Here is a 22,911-nt window from a genome sequence, read left to right on the forward strand (position 1 = left end):
CTTGTCAAATTACAAGTAGTTAATAGATAGAGTATTAAGGATATAAATAAAAGAATTAAAAATTACGTAACTACTTTCTTATTGTAGTTTAGGTAAATATACTTATTTTTATACCCGAGTTTCTTCGAAACCCCGTCCGTAACGATATCTTACTAATTTATTACCTATGGCATTTCATCCGGGTATGATCAGTTTGGTTGTACCAGCTTTTAACGAAGAAGAAAATCTCCCCGTACTGGTACACCGACTGATGGCGGTAATGGAACAGTACGAATCCTACGAAATCCTGATCGTTGATGACGGCAGCTCCGACCAGACACGCTATGTATTGCGGCAGTTGAGTCAGGAGTATCCTGTTGTCCGGTTCATATCCTTTTCGAGGAATTTTGGCCACCAGATGGCCTTGCGGGCTGGGTATGATAACGCACGGGGAGCGGCTGTCATTTGTCTGGATGCCGATCTGCAACACCCACCCGAACTGATCCCGACATTGATTGAAAAGTGGCGTCAGGGCTTTGAAGTGGTGTACACGGTTCGTCGGCCAGATCCGAAGCTGTCGTGGTTCAAACGGACTACGTCAAAATACTTTTACCGGGTGCTTCGTCGGGTTTCGAATCTGGAGATTGAGGATGGTGCTGCTGACTTCCGACTGCTCGACCGCAAAGTAGTCGATACCATCAAGCAGTTCAAAGAAGCCGATCTGTTTCTGCGTGGCGCTATTTCATGGGTAGGCTTCCGGCAGTGCCGGATTCTATATGAGCCAGCCGCTCGGTATGCAGGGCGTTCGAAATACTCGTTCCGCAAGATGATACAACTGGCGGCTATGGGCATCACGTCGTTCTCAACACGCCCCTTGTATCTGTCGGTGATGCTCGGCTTCTGCATGTCGTTGTTTGCCATTTTGTTCGGAGCAGAAGCCCTGTACGAGCATTATTTTACCAACGAAACCGTATCGGGCTGGACAACCCTGGTGCTACTCCTTGTTCTGATTGGTGGCGTTCAGTTTATTATGATCGGTATTATCGGCGTATATTTGGGCAAAACATTCGTCGAAGTGAAAGGCCGACCTACCTACATCATCGGCGACACGAGCGAGATCGAGGAGACTGTAACGCCATGGCAATTCCCAATCGAGGAAGAGATATTTTATTCACCGTTGACGTAGAAGAATTTGATACCGCCGTTGAATTCGGCCACAACATCCCGCTGGATGAGCAGGTGGCCGTTTCAACGCGCGGGTTAACGCTCCTGGCTGATCGATTCGATACACTGGGTGTACGAACAACGCTATTTACAACGGCTAACTACGCCCTTCATGAGTCAGCATTAATCCTGCGCCTGGCTCAAAAACATGAGGTAGCCTCACATGGTTATTATCATACCACCTTTGAACCGGCCGATCTGCTCAAATCCCGACTGGCACTGGAAGACCTGCTCAAACGTCCTGTCACAGGTTTCCGCCGGGCACGTATGGGTTTTGTTGACCCGAACGATGTGAAGCAGGCGGGTTATCAGTACAATTCATCGCTGCATCCGACCTGGCTCCCCGGCCGGTATAATCACTGGGGCGAACCCCGACATCCGTTCCGGGAGGTAGGCGTCTGGCAAATTCCGGCATCGGTTACTCCAACACTCCGGTTGCCGCTGTTCTGGTTAAGCCTGAAAAATTTTCCGTTTAGCTACTATAAATTACTCTGCCGCCAGACCCTCGAAGCCGACGGGTTTCTGAACCTGTATGTGCATCCCTGGGAGTTTACGGACTTGTCGGCCTACGAAAAAATTCCAACCTATGTGCGTCGGCATTCACGGGACGAATTGCTGGATCGGGTCGAAAAGCTACTGCAATACCTAAAGCCGATGGGCGAATTTAAAGGGATGCAGGAATTTGTGGAGGGGTTAAAAGCTTAATAATTCAGGTTTCAACTTACACCAGCTTATTCGAGTGTATTTTTTTGTCCTCCCGACGCAGGAGGGATCTCGAATTGCCTGGTACTTGAGATCCCTCCTGCGTCGGGAGGACAAAAAATAATCTGCTGTTTTTTTACCAGCCTACTTGACGTATGCTAGATAAAGACGACGTCGTCAATGACATCGCTACCCATGTCTTTGTTGACGAGTTGAATGAGCTTTTGCTTGGCATTCACAAGTTCATTGCGAAGCGGAGCGGATGCGATTTCAATATGAAGCTTCCGGTCGCGGACATACAGCCGATTGGTTCGTGACGCAATGGTCGGCCCCATCATTTTCCCCCAAAATGCTTCCAGATATGTTTCGTTAAAGCGCGTCTGCAGTTGATAGGCTTTGAGTAATTGCCCAATAGCGTCCTTGACAGTAGTGGTGCCAGCGACTCGGGTAGTGTTTTCGCGATTGAAGCGGTAGGTTTGGTTCATGGGGCGGGATGTCTCTTACTACAAAAGTAAATAAGGATTCAACGTCATGCATGACAATTGAATGAGTTGTGGTAAAAAATGTTTTAATGTTTAGAATTAGCAGCCGTTTTTTGGATTCGCGCCCTTTGGCTGTTATACTTGCAGCATCAAGTCAATAGTTACGCGGTTTTATCATACCGACGCGCGTTGATTTATACAGAAGCGGGGAGAGATCAGGCTCCGGGAACCGCTGGCAACCTACCACACGGCAAGGTGCTAACTCCTGCCTAAAGTTATTTAGGAACTATAAATCGTTTATTCACATGCTCTACCGTCAGCGCTGTATGCCCGCCGGGGCTTACTAAGCACAACCACCTTCTGCCACGAAAACTGGGAGGGTTTGTCGTGTATTCCTAAAAAGTTATAAAGTTTTACAGTCATATAGTTGTGGAGTTTATCAAAGAGTAAACACGCGGCAAGGGCTACAAACTTAATAACATCACAACTCTATAACTTTTCAACTTTTCTGTTATGTCAGAACTTCATTTCGAAACGCTCCAGCTACACGCGGGACAAGAACCAGACCCTACGACCAATGCAAGGGCAGTGCCTATTTATCAGACGACATCGTATGTCTTCAACGACTCGGCTCATGGCGCTGATTTGTTTGCCTTAAAAGCGTTTGGTAATATTTACACACGCATCATGAACCCAACCACCGATGTGTTTGAAAAACGCATGGCGGCTCTGGAAGGGGGAGTAGCGGCTTTAGCGGTATCGTCGGGGCAGGCGGCTCAGTTTATTGCGTTGAGCAATATTCTGAATGCGGGTGATAATTTCGTGACCACTTCATTCTTATACGGCGGTACGTACAATCAGTTCAAGGTATCATTCAAACGGCTCGGTATTGACGCTCGCTTTGCCGATGGTGATAACCCCGAATCGTTTGCCAAACTGATCGATGACAATACGAAAGCCATTTATCTCGAAACCATTGGGAACCCCGGCTTTAATGTTCCCGACTTCGAGGCTTTTGCGGCCCTGGCAAAGCAGCACGATATCCCACTCATTGTCGATAATACATTCGGTGCGGGTGGCTACCTGTTCCGGCCGCTGGAGCATGGCGCTGCTGTTGTTGTTGAATCGGCTACAAAGTGGATTGGCGGACACGGAACCAGTATTGGTGGAGTCATTATCGACGGCGGAAACTATAACTGGGGTAATGGCAAATTCCCGCAATTTAGCGAACCATCCGAGGGGTATCATGGTATGGTCTTCAGCGATGTGTTTGGCGTAAATGGGCCGTTTGGCAATATTCAGTTCATCATTCGGGCACGAGTTGAAGGGTTACGCGATTATGGTCCGGCGATAAGTCCATTTAACTCCTTTCTGCTGATTCAGGGGCTGGAAACGCTCTCGTTACGCGTTGATCGGACTGTACAGAATGCCCTGGAATTAGCCCAGTGGCTTGAGCAGCACGATCAGGTCGAGTTCGTCAACTACCCTGGTCTGGAAAGTAGCCCCTATAACGAACTGGCTAAAAAATATTTGAAACGAGGCTTTGGCGGAGTATTTACCTTCAAAGTGAAAGGAGATAAAGACGCTGCCGATCGGTTTGTGAACAGTCTGAAATTAGTAAGCCACCTGGCGAATGTGGGCGACTCGAAAACGCTGATCATTCACCCGGCTGCGACAACGCACCAGCAACTGAGCGAACAGGAACAAGCCAGTGCCGGGGTTGAAGCAGGCGTTTTACGGGTTTCGGCAGGTATTGAACATATCAGCGATATAAAAGCGGATTTCGAGCAGGCCTTCGCTCAAATTGCCGAACCGGTTAGTATTTAATTGTTTCAGGTTCAAGGTTTCAGGTTGACTGATGCATTAATACTGAAATCGTCAGCCAACCTGAAACCTTAAACCTGAAACGTGAAACAATATTTCAATTGACGCTACAGTATTTCGATTATAAGTATTCTTTCTCGCTCGAATCGGGGGAGAACCTGCCGGGATTTCGGCTGGCTTATACTACGCGCGGTACGCTGAACGAAGATGGGTCGAACGTTGTCTGGGTATGCCACGCGCTGACGGGAAATGCCGATGCGGGCGACTGGTGGGGCGGCATGGTTGGATCTGGTAAGTATTTTGACCCTGAGCCAGCTTCGGGCGTAGGTCATTTTATTGTTTGTGCCAACGTACTCGGCTCATGTTATGGCTCAACGGGCCCCTTGTCGATAAATCCGGGAACTGGCCAACCCTATTATCATAATTTTCCGGCCATTACCATTCGCGATATAGTAAATGCGCTGGATTTGCTACGGCAGGAGTTAGGTATCGAAAAAATTCATACCTGCATAGGGGGTTCAGTCGGTGGGGAACAGGCGTTGGAATGGGCGATTCTACAACCCAATCTGATCCAGAATCTGATTATTATTGCGGCCAGTGCTGTTGCTTCGCCCTGGTGTATTGCCTTCAATGAAGCGCAACGGATGGCCATTGAGGCCGACCCAACCTGGCGCGAAAAGCGGGCCGATGCGGGAGTAGATGGTATGAAAGCGGCTCGGGCTATGGCCATGATTTCGTATCGGAATTATGATACATATGGCTTTACGCAGGCACTGGATAACAATGAGCAACTGGATGGGTACAAAGCGGCAGGGTATCAGCGGTATCAGGGCGATAAACTGGCTGACCGTTTCAACGCCTTTACCTATTGGACGCTGTCGAAGGTGATGGATTCGCACAATGTGGGCCGGAACCGGGGAAGTATTCTAAACGCATTAGCGCAGATTAAAGCGTATACCCTGGTTGTGGGTATCCGTTCCGATTTGTTATTTCCCCCTACGGAGCAGCAGTTTCTGGCCCGCCATATCCCCAATGCGGCCTATGAGGAAATTGATTCGTTATACGGGCATGATGGCTTTTTGATCGAGTTTCGACCATTGGCGAATATATTGCGGAAATGGATGGCTAGTGCTCCTGCTGAAATAGTTAAGTTGGAAGAAGTTGTTCGGCAGGTTAAATAACGGAATATGGTTTGGTATGAAGCCGAAGTTCGGCAGTTGGAATCTAAATTGACGACGTTACCGCCCGCATCCGACAGGGTGGTTTTTTATGGTAGTTCATCCATCCGGCTCTGGACAACACTGGCGCAGGATTTCCCTCAAATCAATCCCCTGAACCTGGGATTTGGCGGATCTACACTGGCGGCCTGTTCCTGGTTTTTTGAGCGGCTCCTGCTACCCGCTCAGCCTAAAGCCGTTGTGTTTTACGCTGGCGATAATGATCTGGGCGATGGCCGTCATCCCGAAGAAGTTTATCTGTTCTTCTGCACCTTCGCCGACAAAATGCGACGTTATTTCCCCGATTTGCCGCTTTATTTTTTATCCATAAAAATTAGTCCTGCCCGTTGGGGTATTGCTGATCAAATTCGGTATACGAACGAATTGATTGGTAAAGAACTGGCCAAACGACCGAATACCCACTATATTGATATGACGGCACCGTTGTTATGGCCAAATGGGCAGCCACGCCGGGAAGCGTTTGAGAGTGATGGCCTTCATTTAAGTCCGGCTGGGTATCAGGCCTGGAAACGCTCGCTTCAGCAGCAGGTCTCAATTTTTTAACGATTTATTTACCTGGCTCATCACAGTTATTTAGCCGGATGGTTGTATTTTCATGTGTACGTAACACATATGGTATGCACCGTGAGTATCATAAGTGGTTCAGTCCGAACCTCAACCGTGACATGGAATTACTCGTTTTCGGTCATGCCGGAGCGAGAGTGTTAGTATTTCCGACTCGGCGCGGCCGATTTCATGAGTATGAAGATTTAGGGTTAGTCGACGCGCTGGCCGATCGGATCGACAAAGGCTGGCTTCAACTCTTTTGCGTCGATAGCGTTGACCGGGAAAGTGTGTACAATCGCTATGTTGGCCCACAGGACCGTATTCGGAGGCATAACCAGTACGAACAGTATATCCTGAACGAAGTCCTGACTTTTTCTCGTCTCAAAAACCCACAGCCCTTTATGATTTCGCATGGTTGTAGCCTGGGGGCCTACCATGCCCTGAACATTGCCTTTCGGCATCCACACTGGTTCGGGAAAGTAGCGGCATTCAGTGGCCGGTATAATCTGTCGGAGCCAGTGGCTGAGTTTCGCGGGCTGTTCGATGGCTATTACGACGAGGAGATTTATTACCACAGCCCCAATCATTTTCTGCCCAACCTACAGGACGGAACACTGATCGATCACCTTCGCCGAATGGAAATTGTGATGACAGTTGGGACAGAAGACCCGTTTCTACACAGCAATCTAACCCTCAGCGAAACTCTCTGGGCTAAAGATATATCGCATGAATTATACCTTTGGGACGGTCGGGCGCATCAAGCCGACGACTGGCGAAAGATGGTGGAGTTATATCTATAGCTTAGCTATCTGGTCAGCTAAACAGTTCAAGCAGATTAGAAATGGCACTTGCCGAATGCAGGGAGTCGGTTTGTTCCAATGTCATCCTGGCCATTTCGGATGCTCTCGTCCGCATCTGATTTTCATACTCGGCAATTGCAGATAGGGTGTCGGCGTATGTTTCGTTAGTCAGACAATGGCTTAATTCCAACGCATCCAGCATCGCCATATTAACTCCTTCGCCTGCGTATGGCGGCATCAGGTGAGCAGCATCGCCCAACATGGTCAGGTTGGGTAAAGCATCCCAGGTTTGGTCTAGGGGCATACAGTACTGCGGACGAAGCGTCAAGGGTAAACTGGCGTTGTTGATCAATTCACCCCAACGTTCATCCCATCCGGCAAATGTCTCTTTGAACCAGCTAAGGGCTTGCGCTCGGTCACTAAAATCGATTTCATTATCACGAAACCACAATTCGTCTGTTTTGCAACCTGTATAAAACACCAGGCTACCGTCGCCTTTTGAGCTGACGATCAATGTTTTCTCGTCGCCCAGTGCGAAGATTTTTCCACCATTCAAGAGGTTGTGAATAGAAGGTACTGAGATTTCGGAGTCATAAACGGAGCCCTCCACAATGGTAACACCAGAATAAAAAGGCTTGATAGGCGTAATGAAGGGTCGTATTTTGGAATTAGCCCCATCGGCAGCAATCACCAGATCGGCATAAGCCGATGTGCCATTTTTAAAGTCAAGTTGCCAACCATTACCTGATGGAGTTAGCAATACCAATTGGCTATCCCATACGACGGTACCGGGCTGCAGCGAGTCCAGCAATAATTTCCGTAAGGGGCCACGGTCAATCTCTGGTCGAAACAGTTCGTCACTGGAGTTGAAATCGTCGTCGAATAAGATCGCGCCAGCTTTGTCTACAATTCGCATTCGGTCGGCTCCCGGACGATAAACGGCTTTAAACGCGGCCATCAATCCAGCTTCCTCTAACGCTCGCAAGCCAGAGTCATCATGCAGGTCAAGGGTAGCGCCCTGTACCCGAACATGCTCATTCTGATCCCGTTCATAAACGGTTAGGTCGGCACCTTTCTGTTGTAAGAGTCTGGCTAGGGTTAGTCCTCCGGGACCACCGCCGACGATGGCTATTTTTTTGTTTGTAATGGGGTTCATTGGTCTGTTGTTACTTGTGTTTGTCTGTTTTGATTAGCATTCCACTGATCACCGTTTCGCAGCAGTTGAGCATGAGTTTTTCGGTAATAATCTGCTGAGGTCTATCGATATATTCGAAGTATTCGTTGACGAGGTCGAAAAGGGGGGCGAAGAGTAATGCTCGCTGGATTTCAAATGGGAAATCTCTGATCGTACCAGTGTTGGCATGATGGACCAGAAACCGATGAATAGGTGCAAAGAACTGCCCTTCCTGAATGTCACGTTCCCGAAACGCCTTGTTCAATAAGGGCGACGATTTGCCGTATTGCATTAGCGCGAACGCCTGCCGATTGTGTTGAAAATACCGAAAGCTGTTCTGCCAAATCCTTTTGACGCCCATTTCGAAATCAAGCTTTTCGTCGAAATTTTCCAGCACGGCAGTTTCATAAGCCCCCAACACCTCATCGATAAAAAGCTTGATGAGCAGGTCTTCCTTGTTTTCGTATTTGATGTAGATGGTTCTTGGCGACACATTAGCGGCTTTGGCCAACTTCTGCATACTCAGATTTTCCAGCCCTTCTTCCTGAATGATTTTCAGAGCGATGGTTCGAATCGATTCTTCCTTTTCACTATTTCTTGGTCGCATAGCTGTGCGATTTCTGACGATTTGAAAAGATAATGCTATTTAGTAAGTAAACGTTCATTTACTAATAAAATATCTTTAATACTAATTGACTTTACGGCCTCATCGGGTTCATACAGAATGCTTGATTACGTACTGGCCAATTGGCTTGAACGGATTAAGGTAATTTCTCCGCGAGGTATAGGTACGGCGGATGAAAATGATGGATGAAGATCTTCTCTTTACTGTCGGGATATTTGGCGAGGTAAGTACTATCGGCTAGTAGAACGATGGTGTTACCGGTTCGGACATAGTCGTTGCTTTGGTAATAGTCGGGCGCTACGTAGCCGTTCAGGTTTTTCTTAACGGTATTAGATGCCAGTTTACCCAGATATTTCTGGTAGTTCTTCTGCGCTTTTAGGGCGGGTTTACTCAGGCTGTTGTAAGCATATTTTAAGGCAATTCGCTTCAGAAATTTCTGTTTTTTGATCATTGCTGGAGCACCAACAAAGGGATTCGTTGGATTGAAATCATGGACAGTCTGGACGGTCAACGGGACTTCGGGCACCCAATCGGCTGAATTAACGACATTATACGCCCAGCCAGCCTGCGTAGCGGCTTCGTATTCGTAAGCGAAAGGTAGATTTCCCGGTTTAGGTCCGGCACTGCAATAGGTTTTGAACTGAATGTCGGCAGGGATTCGGGACTGTTTTTGCAGTTGGCGAAGGTGAGCCGCTAGTAGAAATGCAATGGCACCTCCCTGGCTGTGACCCATGATCAGCATGTTTTTAATACCAGCCCGATAGCACGAATCAATTTTAGGAAGCATGTCTTTTGTCAGAAATGCCGTACTCACCAACCAGCCCACATGCACAGCCGCCAACGGGCTGGAAGCCAGTTCATACGAAAACTTTTCAGTGTCGCTGATTTGAAGTTCGCCTTTGGCTGGGACCATAGCCGCGTAGAAATTAGCCAGCCAACTCACGCTGTTGGCCGTTGTTCCCCGGATACTCAGGACGGCAACTCCCTGATTGTTGGCCCATAAATCCCAACGGTTATCCAACCCCACAACGGGCGAACGGTAAACTGGTTTGAATCGCTCAGGAATTGGAAAAGCCTTTACGTACGTCGAATCGCCAAATTGCGCTGATACTTTCAATAATTCGATATACTCGGCCTTATCGAAACCCGGTTTTAGGGCTTGTCCTTGAAGCATTTTAGGGAGTAAAACCAGAAGAAAGTAAATAGTCGTGTGTTTCATAATTGAGGGTTGCTAAACGACTGATCAATAAGTAACAATAACTTATTGATCAGTCGTTTAGTGTTGAAACTGTTTAAACTTTTCCTTTTTAGTCAAAAGCCTTTCTTTTTTTGTCATTCCGACGATAGGAGGATCTCAAACTTCCTCAATAGTCAGGTTTGAGATTCCTCCTATCGTCGGAATGACAAAAAATCAATCCAATTATTCGAAAAGTTCAAACAGCTTCATTCTCAAAGATGTAAAAAAACAATACGCTTACTTTCTGGTAGGCAATGTTTTGACTAAATGGCTATAAAGCTTTCACTAAGGCTATCACCAATTTGGCTGAATTTCGCGCGGCTGTCGGATAAAATTTGTCGTAGGCAATGTGGGCTTCTGCGTCGGCCCGATCGCTGAGGCTGCGGATAATCAGGTGGGGTACCTGAATCTGATAGCAAACCTGAGCTACAGCCGCTCCCTCCATTTCAGTCGCATCGGCCCCAAAATCAGCCCGCAAACTTTTCACCTTATCAGCCGAAGCCACAAACACATCGCCCGTAACCACCGTACCTGTAACGACCTTAACGGGTCGGTCGGAAACACCACCCGAAGCCAGCGGAATTCCTTCCAGCGAAACAGTTTTAACCACGGTTTCAGCTAAATGCATCAGCGATGAATCGGCTGGAAAATAAACGGGGTTAAACTCTTTGGTGATGGCGTTGCGGGTTTGGCGAGTAGGCGTGTTTTTGTTGGTGATGGAGCCATAATCATGATGGGCTGTTCGACCCGCAATCACAATATCGCCCGGTTGGAGGTCGGGATTCGTACCACCGGCGATGCCCGTAAAGAGGATACGCGAAGGCCGGAAATGATCGAGCATAAGCGATGTCGTCATAGCCGCATTGACTTTGCCGATTCCCGTTTCGGCAACTACAACGCGCTGGTTGCCAATTCGTCCACAGGTAAACGTAACCCCATCGACAACAACGGTTTTAGGCTTCCGCAATGATTCTTTAACCAGAGCTACTTCGGCTCCGAACGCGCCCAGCAGACCTGTAATGGGTTTGGTTTTATAACGTTGAGCAAAGGTGAACGAGTGAAATAGCGAAAGAGTGAGGGAGATGAAGAGGAACTGTAGTTGTTTATTCATGAAGTTGTTCAAACGTTTATTGTTGCCGGAAAGTCGGCGTTTTTTGTCATTCCGACGCAGGAGGAATCTTCGGGTAAGAATGTTTTTCTTGCTCACCCGAAGATTCCTCCTGCGTCGGAATGACAAAAAACATACCAGCCAGGTTGTAATCAATGCCCACTCGTAAGGGCTAGCACACAAAATACGTCAACAATCAACAGGCTAATGGGTAGTTCTTCCATCTTACCGATTGCCAGTTTGATAACGGTCCAGGAGAGAAATCCCCAGATCAGCCCCTGCGTGATCGAGTAACTGAATGGAATCAGAACCAGGGCCAGAAACGCCGGTAGGGCATCGTCTAACTGCCCCCAGTTGATGCGCGTAATGGGTTTCATCATAAAGGCACCGACCAACACCAGCGCCGGAGCCGTAGCAATAGCCGGAATGATCGACAGCAGGGGCGACAGAAACAGGAAAGGGATAAAACAACAGCCGGCTACAATAGCCGTAAGCCCCGTTCGTCCGCCCTGCGCAATTCCCACTGCCGATTCAATATAAGCCGTACCGGGACTGGTGCCCAGCAGACCGGCTAAGGTCGTAGCTACCGCATCGGTGAGGAGTGATCGATTCAGATTTCGTGGGTTTCCCTGTTCATCCTGTAAAGCACCCGCTTCGGCCACGCCCACGAACGTAGACAGGCTATCGAACAGATCGGTAAAGGCAAAGGCAAAAATTACTGGCCATAGAGCCCAGGACAGCGAACCCATTAAATCCAGCTTGCCGAGCAGGGAGAAATCAGGGGCCGCCCAAACGCCCTGAAAATTGACCAGCGTTTTTTGCCCGAAATTAATAGCCGAAGCATCCCCCCACCATCGCCCAATGGGCCAGGCCACTAATGTGGTCAGCACAATACCGATGATAATGGCTCCCGGCACATCACGAATGACCAGTACGCTGGTGAGCAACAAGCCAAACACAAAGGTGAGGATAATCGGGTCGTTCAAATGAGCAATACCGACCAGCGTAGCTGGATTGGCTACGATAAACTTAGCGTTTTCGAAGCCGATCAGGGTGATAAATAGCCCAATACCGGCCGACACGGCATAACGTAAGGGTTGCGGAATCGCCCGTACAATAGCCGACCGAAGGTTCAGCACCGACATTAACAGAAACAACACACCCGCCCAGAATACAGCCCCAAGAGCTACCTCAGGCTGAATTCCCATGCCTTTAACAGCCGTGAAGGTAAAAAAGGCATTCATGCCCATACCCGGTGCTACTACAATCGGGTTGCGGGCATAGAGCCCCATCATCAGGCTGCAAAAAAAGGAAAGCAGAACCGTCGCCGTCAGCACACCACTAAACGGCAAACCCGCCTGACTCAGAATAGCCGGGTTAACGACGATGATGTACATGGTGGCCAGAAACGTCGAGATACCGGCAAGGATTTCGGTCCGGCGATTGCTGGCATTAGTAGTCACTAGGTGGTCATTGGTTGTCATTAAGCAGGAATTTGGCGCTAATCAGGCAGTATTTCGTACAGAACAAACAAGAAATGACAATTAATGACGCAAAGCAAATGACAACTAATGACCATTCCGTGATTAAACCAATTTCCCGGCCGCTTCATCGACCCAGACTAATGCATTGGGGTGTGTCTGCATGATACTGGCCGGTACTTCGTTGGTGATGGGGCCGGTCAGTGCCTCGCGAAGCATAGGCGCTTTCTTTTCACCACTCACCAGCAGGATTACTTCACGAGCCTCGGCCAGATGCCGTAACCCAACCGTAATGCCCTGTGTCAATGTGGTTTCTTTATCAAAATACTTCTGTCCGACGGTGATCGTACTCTCCGCTAATTGGGAGATATGACAACCTAAATCGAAGGGTGTTCCGGGTTCGTTGAGGGCAATATGTCCATTCATGCCCATACCGACCAGGAGTAAGTCCAGCCCACCATGGGCTCGGATGACCGCATCGATTTTGGCACATTCAGCTGGGAGGTCCGACGATTTAGCATCGAAGACATGAATCTGATCGGGGCGTAGTTGGAGCGGATTGAACAAGTCCCGGAATACGTAATATGAGCAACTGCCAAAATCGTCCGGTCCAAAACCAACCCATTCGTCTAGGCCGACAAACGTGCACTGGCTAACGTCTACCTTTCCAGCTTTCGCCAAAGCCACAAATCGGTGGTAGGTTTCGATGGGTGTATCGCCGGAGGCCAGGCAAAGTAGGGCGTTGGGCTTCTCAGTAATGAGTGCGGCAATGTGTTCAGCCGTATGTTGCGAAAGGGTGTCGTGGTCAGGAAATTTTTGAAGAATCATACTGAGTAGTTTGGGGCTCCGTATCAACAGCAGCCGTTATTTCAATTCATTAGCCCGAATATCGCGGGTCCAGCGTTCGGTACCTTTCTGGTCGTAGACTTTTATCGTTAGTACACGATCCTTGAGTGGCCCACTTACGCTCAGCAGGCCAAAATTACGTTCGGTAACCAGCGTGCCATCCACGTAGGTTGGTTGCTTTAGCTCATCAGCTCGGGGTTGCGATACCGATGAGGTCAGCGGGGAAATGGTCAGATCGTAGATTGGATAGGTAGTCGAACGGTCCAGTTTGTGCAGGATCGAATGGTGGCGGTCGCCGGTGATGAACAGCACACCAGGAATTTTAGCATCAGTAATCGCTTTCAGGAGTCGATCCCGCTCGGTACCGTAAATACTATAGTTTTCGAACGCCTTTGTCGGATTGATGATCTGGCCACCGGTTACGATAAATTTGAACGGAGCCTGACTGAACGTCAGGGCATCTACCAGCCATTGAATTTGTTTGTCGCCGAAATAGGCTTTCTCGGGTCCATCGGGCATATCGTTGGGAGCACGGAACGTTCGGTCGTCAAGCAGGAAAAACTGGCAGTCGTTCCAGAAAAACGTACCCGCGCAACCTTCCGGGAAAACGAAATTCGGATTGGCCCAGAACAGTTTGAAAGCTTCGAGGGTAACGGGTTTGAGCCAGTAAGAGCGGTCGGCATCGTTGGGGCCGTAGTCATGATCATCCCAGGTGGCGTAGTTGTGGGTATTGGCCAGTAAGGGTTGCATTTCAGGCAGCGAACGCGTATGCGTATAGCGTTTCAGAACGCCCGTCCGGCTATTCCAGTCGGTTTCACGGGTGTAGGTATTGTCGCCCGTCCAGAGCATGAAATCCGGTTTCTGAGCGGCCAGTGCTGTAAAAATCTCGTAACCTCCGCCGTAGGGCTTACCGGGCCGGTCGGTGTCAGGTTCGTTGACGTAAGTGCAGCTTCCGACGCCGAAACGAAAAGTCGGTGGGTCGGTCCGCCACTGCCATAGGGGTTGGGTTTGAAACTGGGTCGGGTAGGGCAGGCTCACCTTCTGGCCCCCGATTAACACGTCGTATTCGTACTTTTTGCCGGGGTCCACCTGATCGGCGAGCAGGTGGGCGGTAAAAGCCGTTTGCCGGTTCGTTTGTACTTCGTTGGTCAGATAAACTGGCGTTGCCTTACCGGCTTCATGATACCGGATTTGGACCTTGGCAGGTCCTTTTGTCTGTGCCCAGAGCATTACTTCCCGCATATCAGAATAGCCAACCATGGGGCCCGACTGAAGTTGCGATACTGCTCTGGTCTGTGAATTCGCGCTGATCGGGCGGCTCTTTCCTTTGGCAACTGTAGGCTGCTGAGCAAAAGCCGGATAAGTGCCGAGAAGGATAAGTAGGAACAGATACCCTTGAATTTTGTACATGGGGGAAAGTTGGCGTAATTTTGCGGTTCGTTTTCTGAAGGTATGCAACTAAATAACCAGATTTATCAGATTCAGGGTGTCGATGTACTGGCCATAGCCGATGAATTCGGCCTGCCTTTGTACGTGTACGACGCCGACAAAATTATCGAAAAAATTGGCTTACTCCGGTCCGCTTTTGCCGGAGTTAATCTCAAGATAAAATACGCAGCCAAGGCATTGACAAATGTGTCGATCCTGAAGCTCATGCGCCAGCAGGGGGTTGAAATGGATTCGGTGTCGGTCAACGAAGCCCGGATGGGGATGCTGGCCAGTTTTGAGCCTGGCCAGATTATGTTTACACCCAGCGGTGTATCGTTTGGCGAAATCCGCGAAGCCATTGAACTGGGTTTGCAACTGAACGTCGACAGTCTGCCTCTGCTTAAGTGGGTTGGGCAAAACTACGGTAGTCAGGTGCCGGTGAGTATCCGTATAAACCCACATATCAGCGAAGGCGGCAATATCAAAATTTCGACCGGCCATGCTGATTCCAAATTCGGTATTTCGATCCTGCAACGGGCCGAAATGCGGGCGATTGTAGAGCAATACCAGATTTCGGTAACGGGGCTGCACATTCACACCGGTTCAGATTTCAAAAATGCGAATGCTTTCCTGAAAGGTGCTGATGTGCTGTTTGATCTGGCTACCGACTACCCTGATCTGACATTTATTGATTTCGGTAGTGGGTTTAAGGTGGCCTACAAAGAGGGCGACCACATAACCGACGTGGCTGATCTGGGGAATAAGGTGTCGGTGGCCTTTCAGAAGTTTTGTCAGGAATATGGTCGTGAACTGGAGCTTTGGTTCGAGCCGGGTAAGTTTCTGGTTAGCGAAAGCGGTCATCTGCTGGTTCGCACCAACATCGTCAAGGAAAACCCAACCCGGACATTTGTCGCGGTCGATTCAGGACTGAATCACCTGATTCGCCCGATGATGTACGACGCTTACCACGATATCAAAAACATCTCGAACCCAACCGGCGAACCGAAGACTTACAACGTTGTCGGATACATTTGCGAAACAGATACCTTCGCCACCGACCGGACGCTGCCCGAAGTACGTCCGGGTGATGTATTATCGTTCGAGAATGCAGGGGCTTATGGCTTTAGTATGTCTTCGAATTACAATGCCCGTTTTCGTCCGGCCGAGGTGCTGGTCTACGAAGGTAAACCCTATCTCATTCGCCAGCGTGAAACCTTCGAGGACTTAATGCGAGGCCAGGAAATTATTGAATTTGAATCATCTGTATATAGTCATTAGATGGTCATTTGGTAGTCATTTTATTGTCATTAAGCGGTCAGGAGTTGTTATGTCTAAGCAGGCGTCAATGACAAGAAATGACAACTAAATGACTATTTAATGACCATCCAATGACGTTTGAATGACCCTTAATGACCACAAAAAACAATGGGAAGAGCGTTTGAATACCGGAAAGCTCGCAAAATGAAGCGGTGGGGTCAAATGGCCAAGACCTTTACCCGCATTGGCAAAGATATCGTTATGGCCGTCAAAAGTGGCGGTCCTGACCCAGATACCAACGGCCGACTTCGGGCGATTATCCAAAATGCCAAAGCGGCTAACATGCCGAAGGAAAACGTTGAACGGGCCATCAAAAAAGCCTCATCGAAAGAGCAGGAAGACTATAAGGAGATTGTCTATGAAGCCTACGCTCCGCATGGCATTGCGCTCGTTATCGAAACGGCAACGGATAACCATAACCGTACAGTAGCCAACGTTCGGAGCTACCTGAACAAACTGGGTGGTAGCCTGGGTACGCAGGGCATGCTCGACTTTATGTTTGAGCGAAAGTCGGTTTTCCGCATTCCGGCCGAGGGAGTCGACCGGGACGAACTGGAACTGGAATTGATTGATTACGGTGGCGACGAAATTGAGTACGATGAAGACACCGATCAGATCGTTATATACGGTCAATTCACGGCATTCGGTAGCCTTCAAAAATATCTTGAAGAAAAAGGTTACGAAATCAAACAGGCTGAATTCGAGCGGATTCCGAACGACTACAAAGAGCTAACCGACGACGAAGTCGCTGACGTTGAAAAACTCATCGAGCGCATCGAAGAGGACGATGATGTACAGATGGTTTATCATAATATGAAGTAAAAGGAAAAGGGAGAAGGCAGAAGGGAGGAAGGGAATCGTTAGTTGACTCCTTTCCTCCCTTCTGCCTTTTTTCCTTCTTTATTTCTCCCTTTTATTTCATCGATACACCTTCCCGCAGGATCTGCACCCAGCCCTTCAACGTCTGGGGGGGAGCGTTTTTGTCCAGCATCGCATAACTCACACTGGCCTGGTAGTAGTACAAGCCCGTGGGCAGCTCCGCCCCATCACTGCTGCGGCCATCCCAGCTCAAACTACTGCCCACACTTTCGTACACCTTGGCCCCCCACCGGTTGTAGACCACAAACTCCACCCGATCCACAAACCGGGGACACTTCAGCGGCTGGAACACATCATTCTTGCCATCCCCGTTAGGAGTGAACACATTGGGCAGCACAAAACTGGGGCACGCATCCACACACACCTTGTTGGAAGGAGCACTCTCCAGCCCCCGGCGGCTCACCGCCGTCACGTAGTAACAACCTGCTACGGTGGTCAGACTGCTGTGATCAAAACTGGTGGTGGGCACCGTCACCGAGCTGAGCTGGGTCAACGAGTCGGTGGCATAGCGGCTGTAGTAGATCTTGTAGGCGACCAGGTTGGCATCACAGGTGGGACTGGCGGTGGGCTGCCAGCTGAGCTTGTTGGTGAAGCTGCTCTGATCACAGAGAGCCTCCGAACTCAGGGCCGCACAGTCCAGAGCCTCCACCCTGAGCACCGGGGGGCAGGGCTTGGTGGTGTCCGAAGGGGAGGCACAGCTGATCTGGCTGTAGTTGGGCAGCACCCCCAGGCGGGCCAGTTGAGGGTCGGTGTACTGGCCCCGGGTCATCACCCGGTAGCAGTAGCTGCTGTCGGCTGACAGGCTGCGGCTCGTGTTGCCATCGGCCACAAAGCGGTCGGTGCCATCATCGGTGAAGGTGTAGGAGCCCGGAGTAGTGACCGCAACCTCAGCGATCTTGTTGAAGACGCCGTTGGGTCCACTTCGGCTTCGGTACACATCATGGGTCTTGTTGTCATTGCTCCAGGGCACATTGGCCTGCCAGGCCAGACGGATCTGGCGGTTGACGGGGTTGGTGGCCAGCCGCACCGAGGAGGCTGCTTCGGTCACATCGAGTTGGGTGAGCTGACCGTTGAGGGTGTAGTAGAAGGCCACCCGGTAGCGGTAGGCATTGGCCTCGGTGTTGAGCGCGGAGGCCGATGTGCCCTTATCGATGAAGAGCGTGTCAGGGGCCGAGGCCAGCAGGCTGGTGTTGATGCTGGCGATGGGCACAAAATTCGTCCCGGCCAGGTCGGTGGCCCGCTGGAGCCGGTACTGGTAGGGGCCGGGCAGATCGCCGGGGGAAAGTCCCAGGGGTCGGGTCCAGCGGACGGTGATCTGTCCCCGGGTGGTGTGGGTGGAGTCGACCGTCACCTGGGTGATGACCGGGGCCAGCAGGGGCAGCTCCATGCAGGCCAGGTTGGAGGCTTTGCTGACGCCCCCGTTGAATCCGCCATTGATGTCGGGGTAGATGGCCACCATCAGGTAGCCGTAGGAGACGCCCCGTTTGAGGGTGGAGGTGTCGGTGTAGGTGGTGGCTGAAACGGGTAGCTCAGCGATCTTGACGTAGCCTGCCGGTACGCCCGTGGCGCAGGAGCTGCTGGGGGGCGGGGTGCAGCCTTCGATGCGGTAGACGGCTAGTTTGGTGAGGTTGCTGGCCTGGCTGGGCGAGCAGGTATAGGCATCCCAGCTGAGCTGGACGGCTCTGCCGCTGGGGATGGTGACGGCCTTGGCCGACAGGTTCTTGACCGAAGGTCCGACGAGCTGGATGCGGAAGGTCTGGAAGGAGGTCAGGGTGGGGGTGCCTTTGGGGGGCACATCGGTGACCTTGAAGGTGACATCGTAGGGGGCATCCCGGAGCTGGTTGCAGTTGGTCTGCCAGCGGAAGCTGGCCGTGGCAGGCTGGGCCTGGGCGATGCCGCCATTGATCAGCTGGGCATAGGCAGGCGGGATGAGCTCACCCGGAGCCAGAGCGGCTCCATCCTGGCCCACGTTGAAGACGCCCCCGAAGCCAGCGATGATGACGCGTTGTCCATCGGGGTCGGTGGCCGTGACGGGTTGCTGGATGAGGGTACCGGCTTCGACGCACAGGTCGGGGATGGGGGCCAGCAGGGGTCGTTTGTTGGGGGAGTCGACGACGATGATCTGCATGTCGCGGGTGATCTCGCCGATCAAGACGCCGTTGCGCCATTCTTCGATGATGAAGGCGAAGTTGAACTGACCCGCTTCACCGGGTGCATCCCAGCACAACTCACCCGTGATGGCATTGATCGAAAAGGTAGGCGTTCCCCCACTTTCACTCCCTAATCCACTAAATCGCGTTGGGTCCTGATAAGCCGGAATATTCCTACCTACACACCCATTATCCGTTAATGACGTTTGCGGTACACTCAATCGGTAGGCAAGGCTATCGCCATCGGCATCGAAGGCGGCCGGGTTGTGGCAGAACTTCTGGCCCACTCGGCCTGAGTCTAGGGGTGGGTTGAGCATGACGGGGGTAGAGTTGGTCAGCAGAGCCGCATTGATCAGAATCGTTGTTGAGACATAGAACCGAATCTGATCAGAGGAAGCAGGTGGCGGTAAGTTTTTGGTATCGGCATTCCGGTTAGGTACCGTAATGCCAATGGTATAAACGCCGGGACCAGGGTAGGTATGGATCGCTGTATACGAGTTGACCGATGACGTACGGCCATTTATATACTTCCGACTCGCTCGTTTGACATCCAAAGTTGTACCGTCTCCGAAACAAAAAGTATAAGGCTCTGCCTGGTCGGCAGCCTGTCGACCCTTAATTTCGTCATAATAGGCAGTAAACGTAATGATGTAAGTAAGTGAAGTTGCTGAAACGCGTTTGGTGGTAATTTCCCCCGCCCGCACGTGGGTAGCCTGACTGATCGTGGGGCATAGTATTGCCCCGAGCAGTATGCTCCAAAGTCCAAGACTGTAAACGAACCGCATAAACGTATCCTATTTTCCTCTACAACGATTTGAATTACCAAAAGTGTATTAGAAAATTGGTACTATTAACTACTTGGTTGATTTTTTAAATAAAGAAGGAAAAAAAGAAGAAGGGAGGAGGGGGAGGAAAGGGAGAATTGGGAAACAGCATACTCCCCTTCTGCCTTCTCCCTTTTACTTCATCGATACACCTTCCCGCAGGATCTGCACCCAGCCCTTCAACGTCTGGGGGGGAGCGTTTTTGTCCAGCATCGCATAACTCACACTGGCCTGGTAGTAGTACAAGCCCGTGGGCAGCTCCGCCCCATCACTGCTGCGGCCATCCCAGCTCAAACTACTGCCCACACTTTCGTACACCTTGGCCCCCCACCGGTTGTAGACCACAAACTCCACCCGATCCACAAACCGGGGACACTTCAGCGGCTGGAACACATCATTCTTGCCATCCCCGTTAGGAGTGAACACATTGGGCAGCACAAAACTGGGGCACGCATCCACACACACCTTGTTGGAAGGAGCACTCTCCAGCCCCCGGCGGCTCACCGCCGTCACGTAGTAACAACCTGCTACGGTGGTCAGACTGCTGTGATCAAAACTGGTGGTGGGCACCGTCACCGAGCTGAGCTGGGTCAACGAGTCGGTGGCATAGCGGCTGTAGTAGATCTTGTAGGCGACCAGGTTGGCATCACAGGTGGGACTGGCGGTGGGCTGCCAGCTGAGCTTGTTGGTGAAGCTGCTCTGATCACAGAGAGCCTCCGAACTCAGGGCCGCACAGTCCAGAGCCTCCACCCTGAGCACCGGGGGGCAGGGCTTGGTGGTGTCCGAAGGGGAGGCACAGCTGATCTGGCTGTAGTTGGGCAGCACCCCCAGGCGGGCCAGTTGAGGGTCGGTGTACTGGCCCCGGGTCATCACCCGGTAGCAGTAGCTGCTGTCGGCTGACAGGCTGCGGCTCGTGTTGCCATCGGCCACAAAGCGGTCGGTGCCATCATCGGTGAAGGTGTAGGAGCCCGGAGTAGTGACCGCAACCTCAGCGATCTTGTTGAAGACGCCGTTGGGTCCACTTCGGCTTCGGTACACATCATGGGTCTTGTTGTCATTGCTCCAGGGCACATTGGCCTGCCAGGCCAGACGGATCTGGCGGTTGACGGGGTTGGTGGCCAGCCGCACCGAGGAGGCTGCTTCGGTCACATCGAGTTGGGTGAGCTGACCGTTGAGGGTGTAGTAGAAGGCCACCCGGTAGCGGTAGGCATTGGCCTCGGTGTTGAGCGCGGAGGCCGATGTGCCCTTATCGATGAAGAGCGTGTCAGGGGCCGAGGCCAGCAGGCTGGTGTTGATGCTGGCGATGGGCACAAAATTCGTCCCGGCCAGGTCGGTGGCCCGCTGGAGCCGGTACTGGTAGGGGCCGGGCAGATCGCCGGGGGAAAGTCCCAGGGGTCGGGTCCAGCGGACGGTGATCTGTCCCCGGGTGGTGTGGGTGGAGTCGACCGTCACCTGGGTGATGACCGGGGCCAGCAGGGGCAGCTCCATGCAGGCCAGGTTGGAGGCTTTGCTGACGCCCCCGTTGAATCCGCCATTGATGTCGGGGTAGATGGCCACCATCAGGTAGCCGTAGGAGACGCCCCGTTTGAGGGTGGAGGTGTCGGTGTAGGTGGTGGCTGAGACGGGCAGCTCAGCGATCTTGACGTAGCCTGCCGGTACGCCCGTGGCGCAGGAGCTGCTGGGGGGCGGAGTACATCCTTCGCTGCGGTAGAGGGCCAGTTTGGTGGGGTTGCTGGCCTGGCTGGGCGAGCAGGTATAGGCATCCCAGCTGAGCTGGACGGCTCTGCCGCTGGGAATGGTGACGGCCTTGGCAGATAGGTTCTTGACCGAAGGTCCGACGAGCTGGATGCGGAAGGTCTGGAAGGAGGTCAGGGTGGGGGTGCCTTTGGGGGGCACATCGGTGACCTTGAAGGTGACATCGTAGGGGGCATCCCGGAGCTGGTTGCAGTTGGTCTGCCAGCGGAAGCTGGCCGTGGCAGGCTGGGCCTGAGCGATGCCGCCGTTGATCAGCTGGGCGTAGGCGGGCGGGATGAGCTCACCCGGAGCCAGGGCGGCTCCATCCTGGCCCACGTTGAAGACGCCCCCGAAACCAGCGATGATGACGCGTTGTCCATCGGGGTCGGTGGCCGTGACGGGTTGCTGGATGAGGGTACCGGCCTCGACGCACAGGTCGGGGATGGGGGCCAGCAGGGGTCGTTTGTTGGGGGAGTCGACGACGATGATCTGCATATCGCGGGTGATCTCGCCGATCAGCACACCGTTACGCCATTCTTCGATGATGAAGGCGAAGTTGAACTGACCCGCTTGGCCAGGAGCATCCCAGCATAATTCCCCGGTGATCGGATTAATGCTAAACGTAGGCGTTCCCCCATTTTCACTCGATGTACTGAATCGTGTTGGGTCCTGATAACCCGTTATAGTCCTGCCTGTGCACCCATTGTCGGTTAGAGCCGTTTGTGGTACACTGAGTCGGTAGGCGAGGCTATCGCCATCGGCATCGAAGGCGGCCGGGTTGTGGCAGAACTTCTGACCCACCCGTCCTGAGTCCAGGGGTGGGTTGAGCATGACGGGGGTGGAGTTGGTCAGCAGAGCCGCATTGATCAGAATCGTCGTTGAGACATAGAAACGAAGTTCTTGTGACGGAGCCGGTAGGTTCTTCGTATTATTATTTCGGTTGGCCACCGTTATCCCAATCGTATAGGTGCCGGGCCCCTGATAGGTATGAATGATGGTATAGGAGTCGATTGAGGACGTTTGGCCATTGATCAATTTCCGTTGCCATCGCTTTACTTCTGATGAAGTACCATCGCCAAAACACATGGTATAGCTGTCGGCCAGATCGGAAGCGGGTTTCCCATTCGCTTCGTCAAAGTAAGCGGTAAAGGTGATCAGATAAGTAAGCGAAGTTTGCGAAATACGCTTGGTGGTAATTTCTCCCGCCCGCACGTGGGTAGCCTGACTGATCGTGGGGCATAGTATTGCCCCGAGCAGTATGCTCCAAAGCCCAAGACTGTAAACGAATCGCATAGATGTAGATGTTTCCATTT

Annotated in this window: 18 protein-coding genes and 1 riboswitch; of the genes, 8 read left to right on the forward strand and 10 right to left on the reverse strand. The window is 51.6% G+C overall.

Annotated features, from left to right (window positions below):
• Positions 1 to 166 precede the first annotated feature (166 nt).
• Positions 167 to 1,165 carry a glycosyltransferase family 2 protein gene (locus tag ACYVFD_RS07540; protein ID WP_461089183.1) on the forward strand — a complete coding sequence of 333 codons (999 nt, stop codon included), beginning with the start codon at positions 167 to 169 and terminating at the stop codon, positions 1,163 to 1,165.
• Positions 1,117 to 1,908, forward strand: coding sequence for a polysaccharide deacetylase family protein (locus ACYVFD_RS07545; RefSeq protein ID WP_461089184.1), 792 nt, complete (start codon positions 1,117 to 1,119; stop codon positions 1,906 to 1,908). Before ACYVFD_RS07540 ends, ACYVFD_RS07545 begins: the two co-directional genes overlap by 49 nt.
• Positions 1,909 to 2,063: 155 nt before the next feature.
• Here the strand turns inward: ACYVFD_RS07545 and ACYVFD_RS07550 are convergent, their stop codons facing one another.
• Entirely contained in the window at positions 2,064 to 2,390 is a 327-nt protein-coding gene (locus ACYVFD_RS07550; protein ID WP_461089185.1) for a DciA family protein, read from the reverse strand.
• A 188-nt stretch (positions 2,391 to 2,578) separates the two neighbouring features.
• Positions 2,579 to 2,682, forward strand: a riboswitch (SAM riboswitch).
• 218 nt (positions 2,683 to 2,900) lie between these two features.
• On the opposite strand from ACYVFD_RS07550, the gene ACYVFD_RS07555 reads away from it, so the two are divergent.
• The 4 genes from ACYVFD_RS07555 to ACYVFD_RS07570 all read left to right on the forward strand — a co-directional run bounded on the left by ACYVFD_RS07555 (position 2,901) and on the right by ACYVFD_RS07570 (position 6,795).
• A complete protein-coding gene (locus tag ACYVFD_RS07555; RefSeq protein ID WP_461089186.1) occupies positions 2,901 to 4,214 on the forward strand; it encodes an O-acetylhomoserine aminocarboxypropyltransferase/cysteine synthase family protein in 1,314 nt (437 codons plus the stop codon).
• A gap of 98 nt (positions 4,215 to 4,312) precedes the next feature.
• The gene (locus tag ACYVFD_RS07560; RefSeq protein WP_461089187.1) at positions 4,313 to 5,392 is read left to right on the forward strand and encodes a homoserine O-acetyltransferase family protein; all 1,080 of its coding nucleotides are present in this window, start codon (positions 4,313 to 4,315) and stop codon (positions 5,390 to 5,392) included.
• Between the two features lie 6 nt (positions 5,393 to 5,398).
• Complete coding sequence (locus ACYVFD_RS07565) at positions 5,399 to 5,992, forward strand: GDSL-type esterase/lipase family protein (RefSeq protein WP_461089188.1); 594 nt, start codon at positions 5,399 to 5,401, stop codon at positions 5,990 to 5,992.
• A 122-nt stretch (positions 5,993 to 6,114) separates the two neighbouring features.
• A complete protein-coding gene (locus ACYVFD_RS07570) occupies positions 6,115 to 6,795 on the forward strand; it encodes an esterase family protein (protein ID WP_461089190.1) in 681 nt (226 codons plus the stop codon).
• A gap of 13 nt (positions 6,796 to 6,808) precedes the next feature.
• On the opposite strand, the gene ACYVFD_RS07575 is transcribed toward ACYVFD_RS07570, so the two are convergent.
• The 7 genes from ACYVFD_RS07575 to ACYVFD_RS07605 all read right to left on the reverse strand — a co-directional run bounded on the left by ACYVFD_RS07575 (position 6,809) and on the right by ACYVFD_RS07605 (position 14,676).
• A complete protein-coding gene (locus ACYVFD_RS07575; protein WP_461089191.1) occupies positions 6,809 to 7,951 on the reverse strand; it encodes an FAD-dependent oxidoreductase in 1,143 nt (380 codons plus the stop codon).
• Positions 7,952 to 7,961: 10 nt separating this feature from the next.
• Positions 7,962 to 8,576, reverse strand: coding sequence for a TetR/AcrR family transcriptional regulator (locus ACYVFD_RS07580; RefSeq protein ID WP_461089192.1), 615 nt, complete (start codon positions 8,574 to 8,576; stop codon positions 7,962 to 7,964).
• 154 nt (positions 8,577 to 8,730) lie between these two features.
• The gene (locus ACYVFD_RS07585) at positions 8,731 to 9,813 is read right to left on the reverse strand and encodes a lipase family protein (protein ID WP_461089193.1); all 1,083 of its coding nucleotides are present in this window, start codon (positions 9,811 to 9,813) and stop codon (positions 8,731 to 8,733) included.
• Positions 9,814 to 10,102: 289 nt separating this feature from the next.
• Entirely contained in the window at positions 10,103 to 10,942 is an 840-nt protein-coding gene (locus tag ACYVFD_RS07590) for a 5'-methylthioadenosine/adenosylhomocysteine nucleosidase (protein WP_461089194.1), read from the reverse strand.
• 149 nt (positions 10,943 to 11,091) lie between these two features.
• Positions 11,092 to 12,423, reverse strand: a complete 1,332-nt coding sequence (locus ACYVFD_RS07595) for an NCS2 family permease (protein ID WP_461089195.1) — start codon at positions 12,421 to 12,423, stop codon at positions 11,092 to 11,094.
• 102 nt (positions 12,424 to 12,525) lie between these two features.
• Positions 12,526 to 13,248 carry a glucosamine-6-phosphate deaminase gene (locus tag ACYVFD_RS07600; protein WP_461089196.1) on the reverse strand — a complete coding sequence of 241 codons (723 nt, stop codon included), beginning with the start codon at positions 13,246 to 13,248 and terminating at the stop codon, positions 12,526 to 12,528.
• A gap of 36 nt (positions 13,249 to 13,284) precedes the next feature.
• Positions 13,285 to 14,676, reverse strand: a complete 1,392-nt coding sequence (locus ACYVFD_RS07605; RefSeq protein ID WP_461089197.1) for an alkaline phosphatase D family protein — start codon at positions 14,674 to 14,676, stop codon at positions 13,285 to 13,287.
• A gap of 42 nt (positions 14,677 to 14,718) precedes the next feature.
• Between ACYVFD_RS07605 and lysA the strand changes: the two genes are divergently transcribed.
• Both lysA and ACYVFD_RS07615 read left to right on the forward strand, forming a co-directional pair.
• Positions 14,719 to 15,972, forward strand: coding sequence for a diaminopimelate decarboxylase (gene lysA, locus ACYVFD_RS07610; protein WP_461089198.1), 1,254 nt, complete (start codon positions 14,719 to 14,721; stop codon positions 15,970 to 15,972).
• A 147-nt stretch (positions 15,973 to 16,119) separates the two neighbouring features.
• A complete protein-coding gene (locus ACYVFD_RS07615) occupies positions 16,120 to 16,833 on the forward strand; it encodes a YebC/PmpR family DNA-binding transcriptional regulator (RefSeq protein WP_461089199.1) in 714 nt (237 codons plus the stop codon).
• A 91-nt stretch (positions 16,834 to 16,924) separates the two neighbouring features.
• Here ACYVFD_RS07615 and ACYVFD_RS07620 read toward each other — a convergent pair whose 3' ends face one another.
• Together ACYVFD_RS07620 and ACYVFD_RS07625 are read right to left on the reverse strand one after the other, a co-directional pair.
• Positions 16,925 to 19,357, reverse strand: a complete 2,433-nt coding sequence (locus tag ACYVFD_RS07620) for a T9SS type B sorting domain-containing protein (protein ID WP_461089200.1) — start codon at positions 19,355 to 19,357, stop codon at positions 16,925 to 16,927.
• Positions 19,358 to 19,999: 642 nt separating this feature from the next.
• The gene (locus ACYVFD_RS07625; protein WP_461089201.1) at positions 20,000 to 22,891 is read right to left on the reverse strand and encodes a T9SS type B sorting domain-containing protein; all 2,892 of its coding nucleotides are present in this window, start codon (positions 22,889 to 22,891) and stop codon (positions 20,000 to 20,002) included.
• Between the last annotated feature and the right edge of the window lie 20 nt (positions 22,892 to 22,911).

Source organism: Spirosoma gilvum (genome assembly GCF_054776815.1).

Coding starts and splice junctions, on each gene's coding strand:
- ACYVFD_RS07555 (WP_461089186.1), top strand. CDS start 2,901: ATGTCAGAACTTCATTTCGAAACGCTCCAGCTACACGCGGGACAAGAA.
- ACYVFD_RS07565 (WP_461089188.1), top strand. CDS start 5,399: ATGGTTTGGTATGAAGCCGAAGTTCGGCAGTTGGAATCTAAATTGACG.
- ACYVFD_RS07570 (WP_461089190.1), top strand. CDS start 6,115: ATGGAATTACTCGTTTTCGGTCATGCCGGAGCGAGAGTGTTAGTATTT.
- ACYVFD_RS07595 (WP_461089195.1), bottom strand. CDS start 12,423: ATGACAACCAATGACCACCTAGTGACTACTAATGCCAGCAATCGCCGG.
- ACYVFD_RS07615 (WP_461089199.1), top strand. CDS start 16,120: ATGGGAAGAGCGTTTGAATACCGGAAAGCTCGCAAAATGAAGCGGTGG.
- ACYVFD_RS07585 (WP_461089193.1), bottom strand. CDS start 9,813: ATGAAACACACGACTATTTACTTTCTTCTGGTTTTACTCCCTAAAATG.
- lysA (WP_461089198.1), top strand. CDS start 14,719: ATGCAACTAAATAACCAGATTTATCAGATTCAGGGTGTCGATGTACTG.
- ACYVFD_RS07600 (WP_461089196.1), bottom strand. CDS start 13,248: ATGATTCTTCAAAAATTTCCTGACCACGACACCCTTTCGCAACATACG.
- ACYVFD_RS07575 (WP_461089191.1), bottom strand. CDS start 7,951: ATGAACCCCATTACAAACAAAAAAATAGCCATCGTCGGCGGTGGTCCC.
- ACYVFD_RS07550 (WP_461089185.1), bottom strand. CDS start 2,390: ATGAACCAAACCTACCGCTTCAATCGCGAAAACACTACCCGAGTCGCT.
- ACYVFD_RS07580 (WP_461089192.1), bottom strand. CDS start 8,576: ATGCGACCAAGAAATAGTGAAAAGGAAGAATCGATTCGAACCATCGCT.
- ACYVFD_RS07545 (WP_461089184.1), top strand. CDS start 1,117: ATGGCAATTCCCAATCGAGGAAGAGATATTTTATTCACCGTTGACGTA.
- ACYVFD_RS07540 (WP_461089183.1), top strand. CDS start 167: ATGGCATTTCATCCGGGTATGATCAGTTTGGTTGTACCAGCTTTTAAC.
- ACYVFD_RS07620 (WP_461089200.1), bottom strand. CDS start 19,357: ATGCTCAACCCACCCCTAGACTCAGGCCGAGTGGGCCAGAAGTTCTGC.
- ACYVFD_RS07590 (WP_461089194.1), bottom strand. CDS start 10,942: ATGAATAAACAACTACAGTTCCTCTTCATCTCCCTCACTCTTTCGCTA.
- ACYVFD_RS07625 (WP_461089201.1), bottom strand. CDS start 22,891: ATGCGATTCGTTTACAGTCTTGGGCTTTGGAGCATACTGCTCGGGGCA.
- ACYVFD_RS07605 (WP_461089197.1), bottom strand. CDS start 14,676: ATGTACAAAATTCAAGGGTATCTGTTCCTACTTATCCTTCTCGGCACT.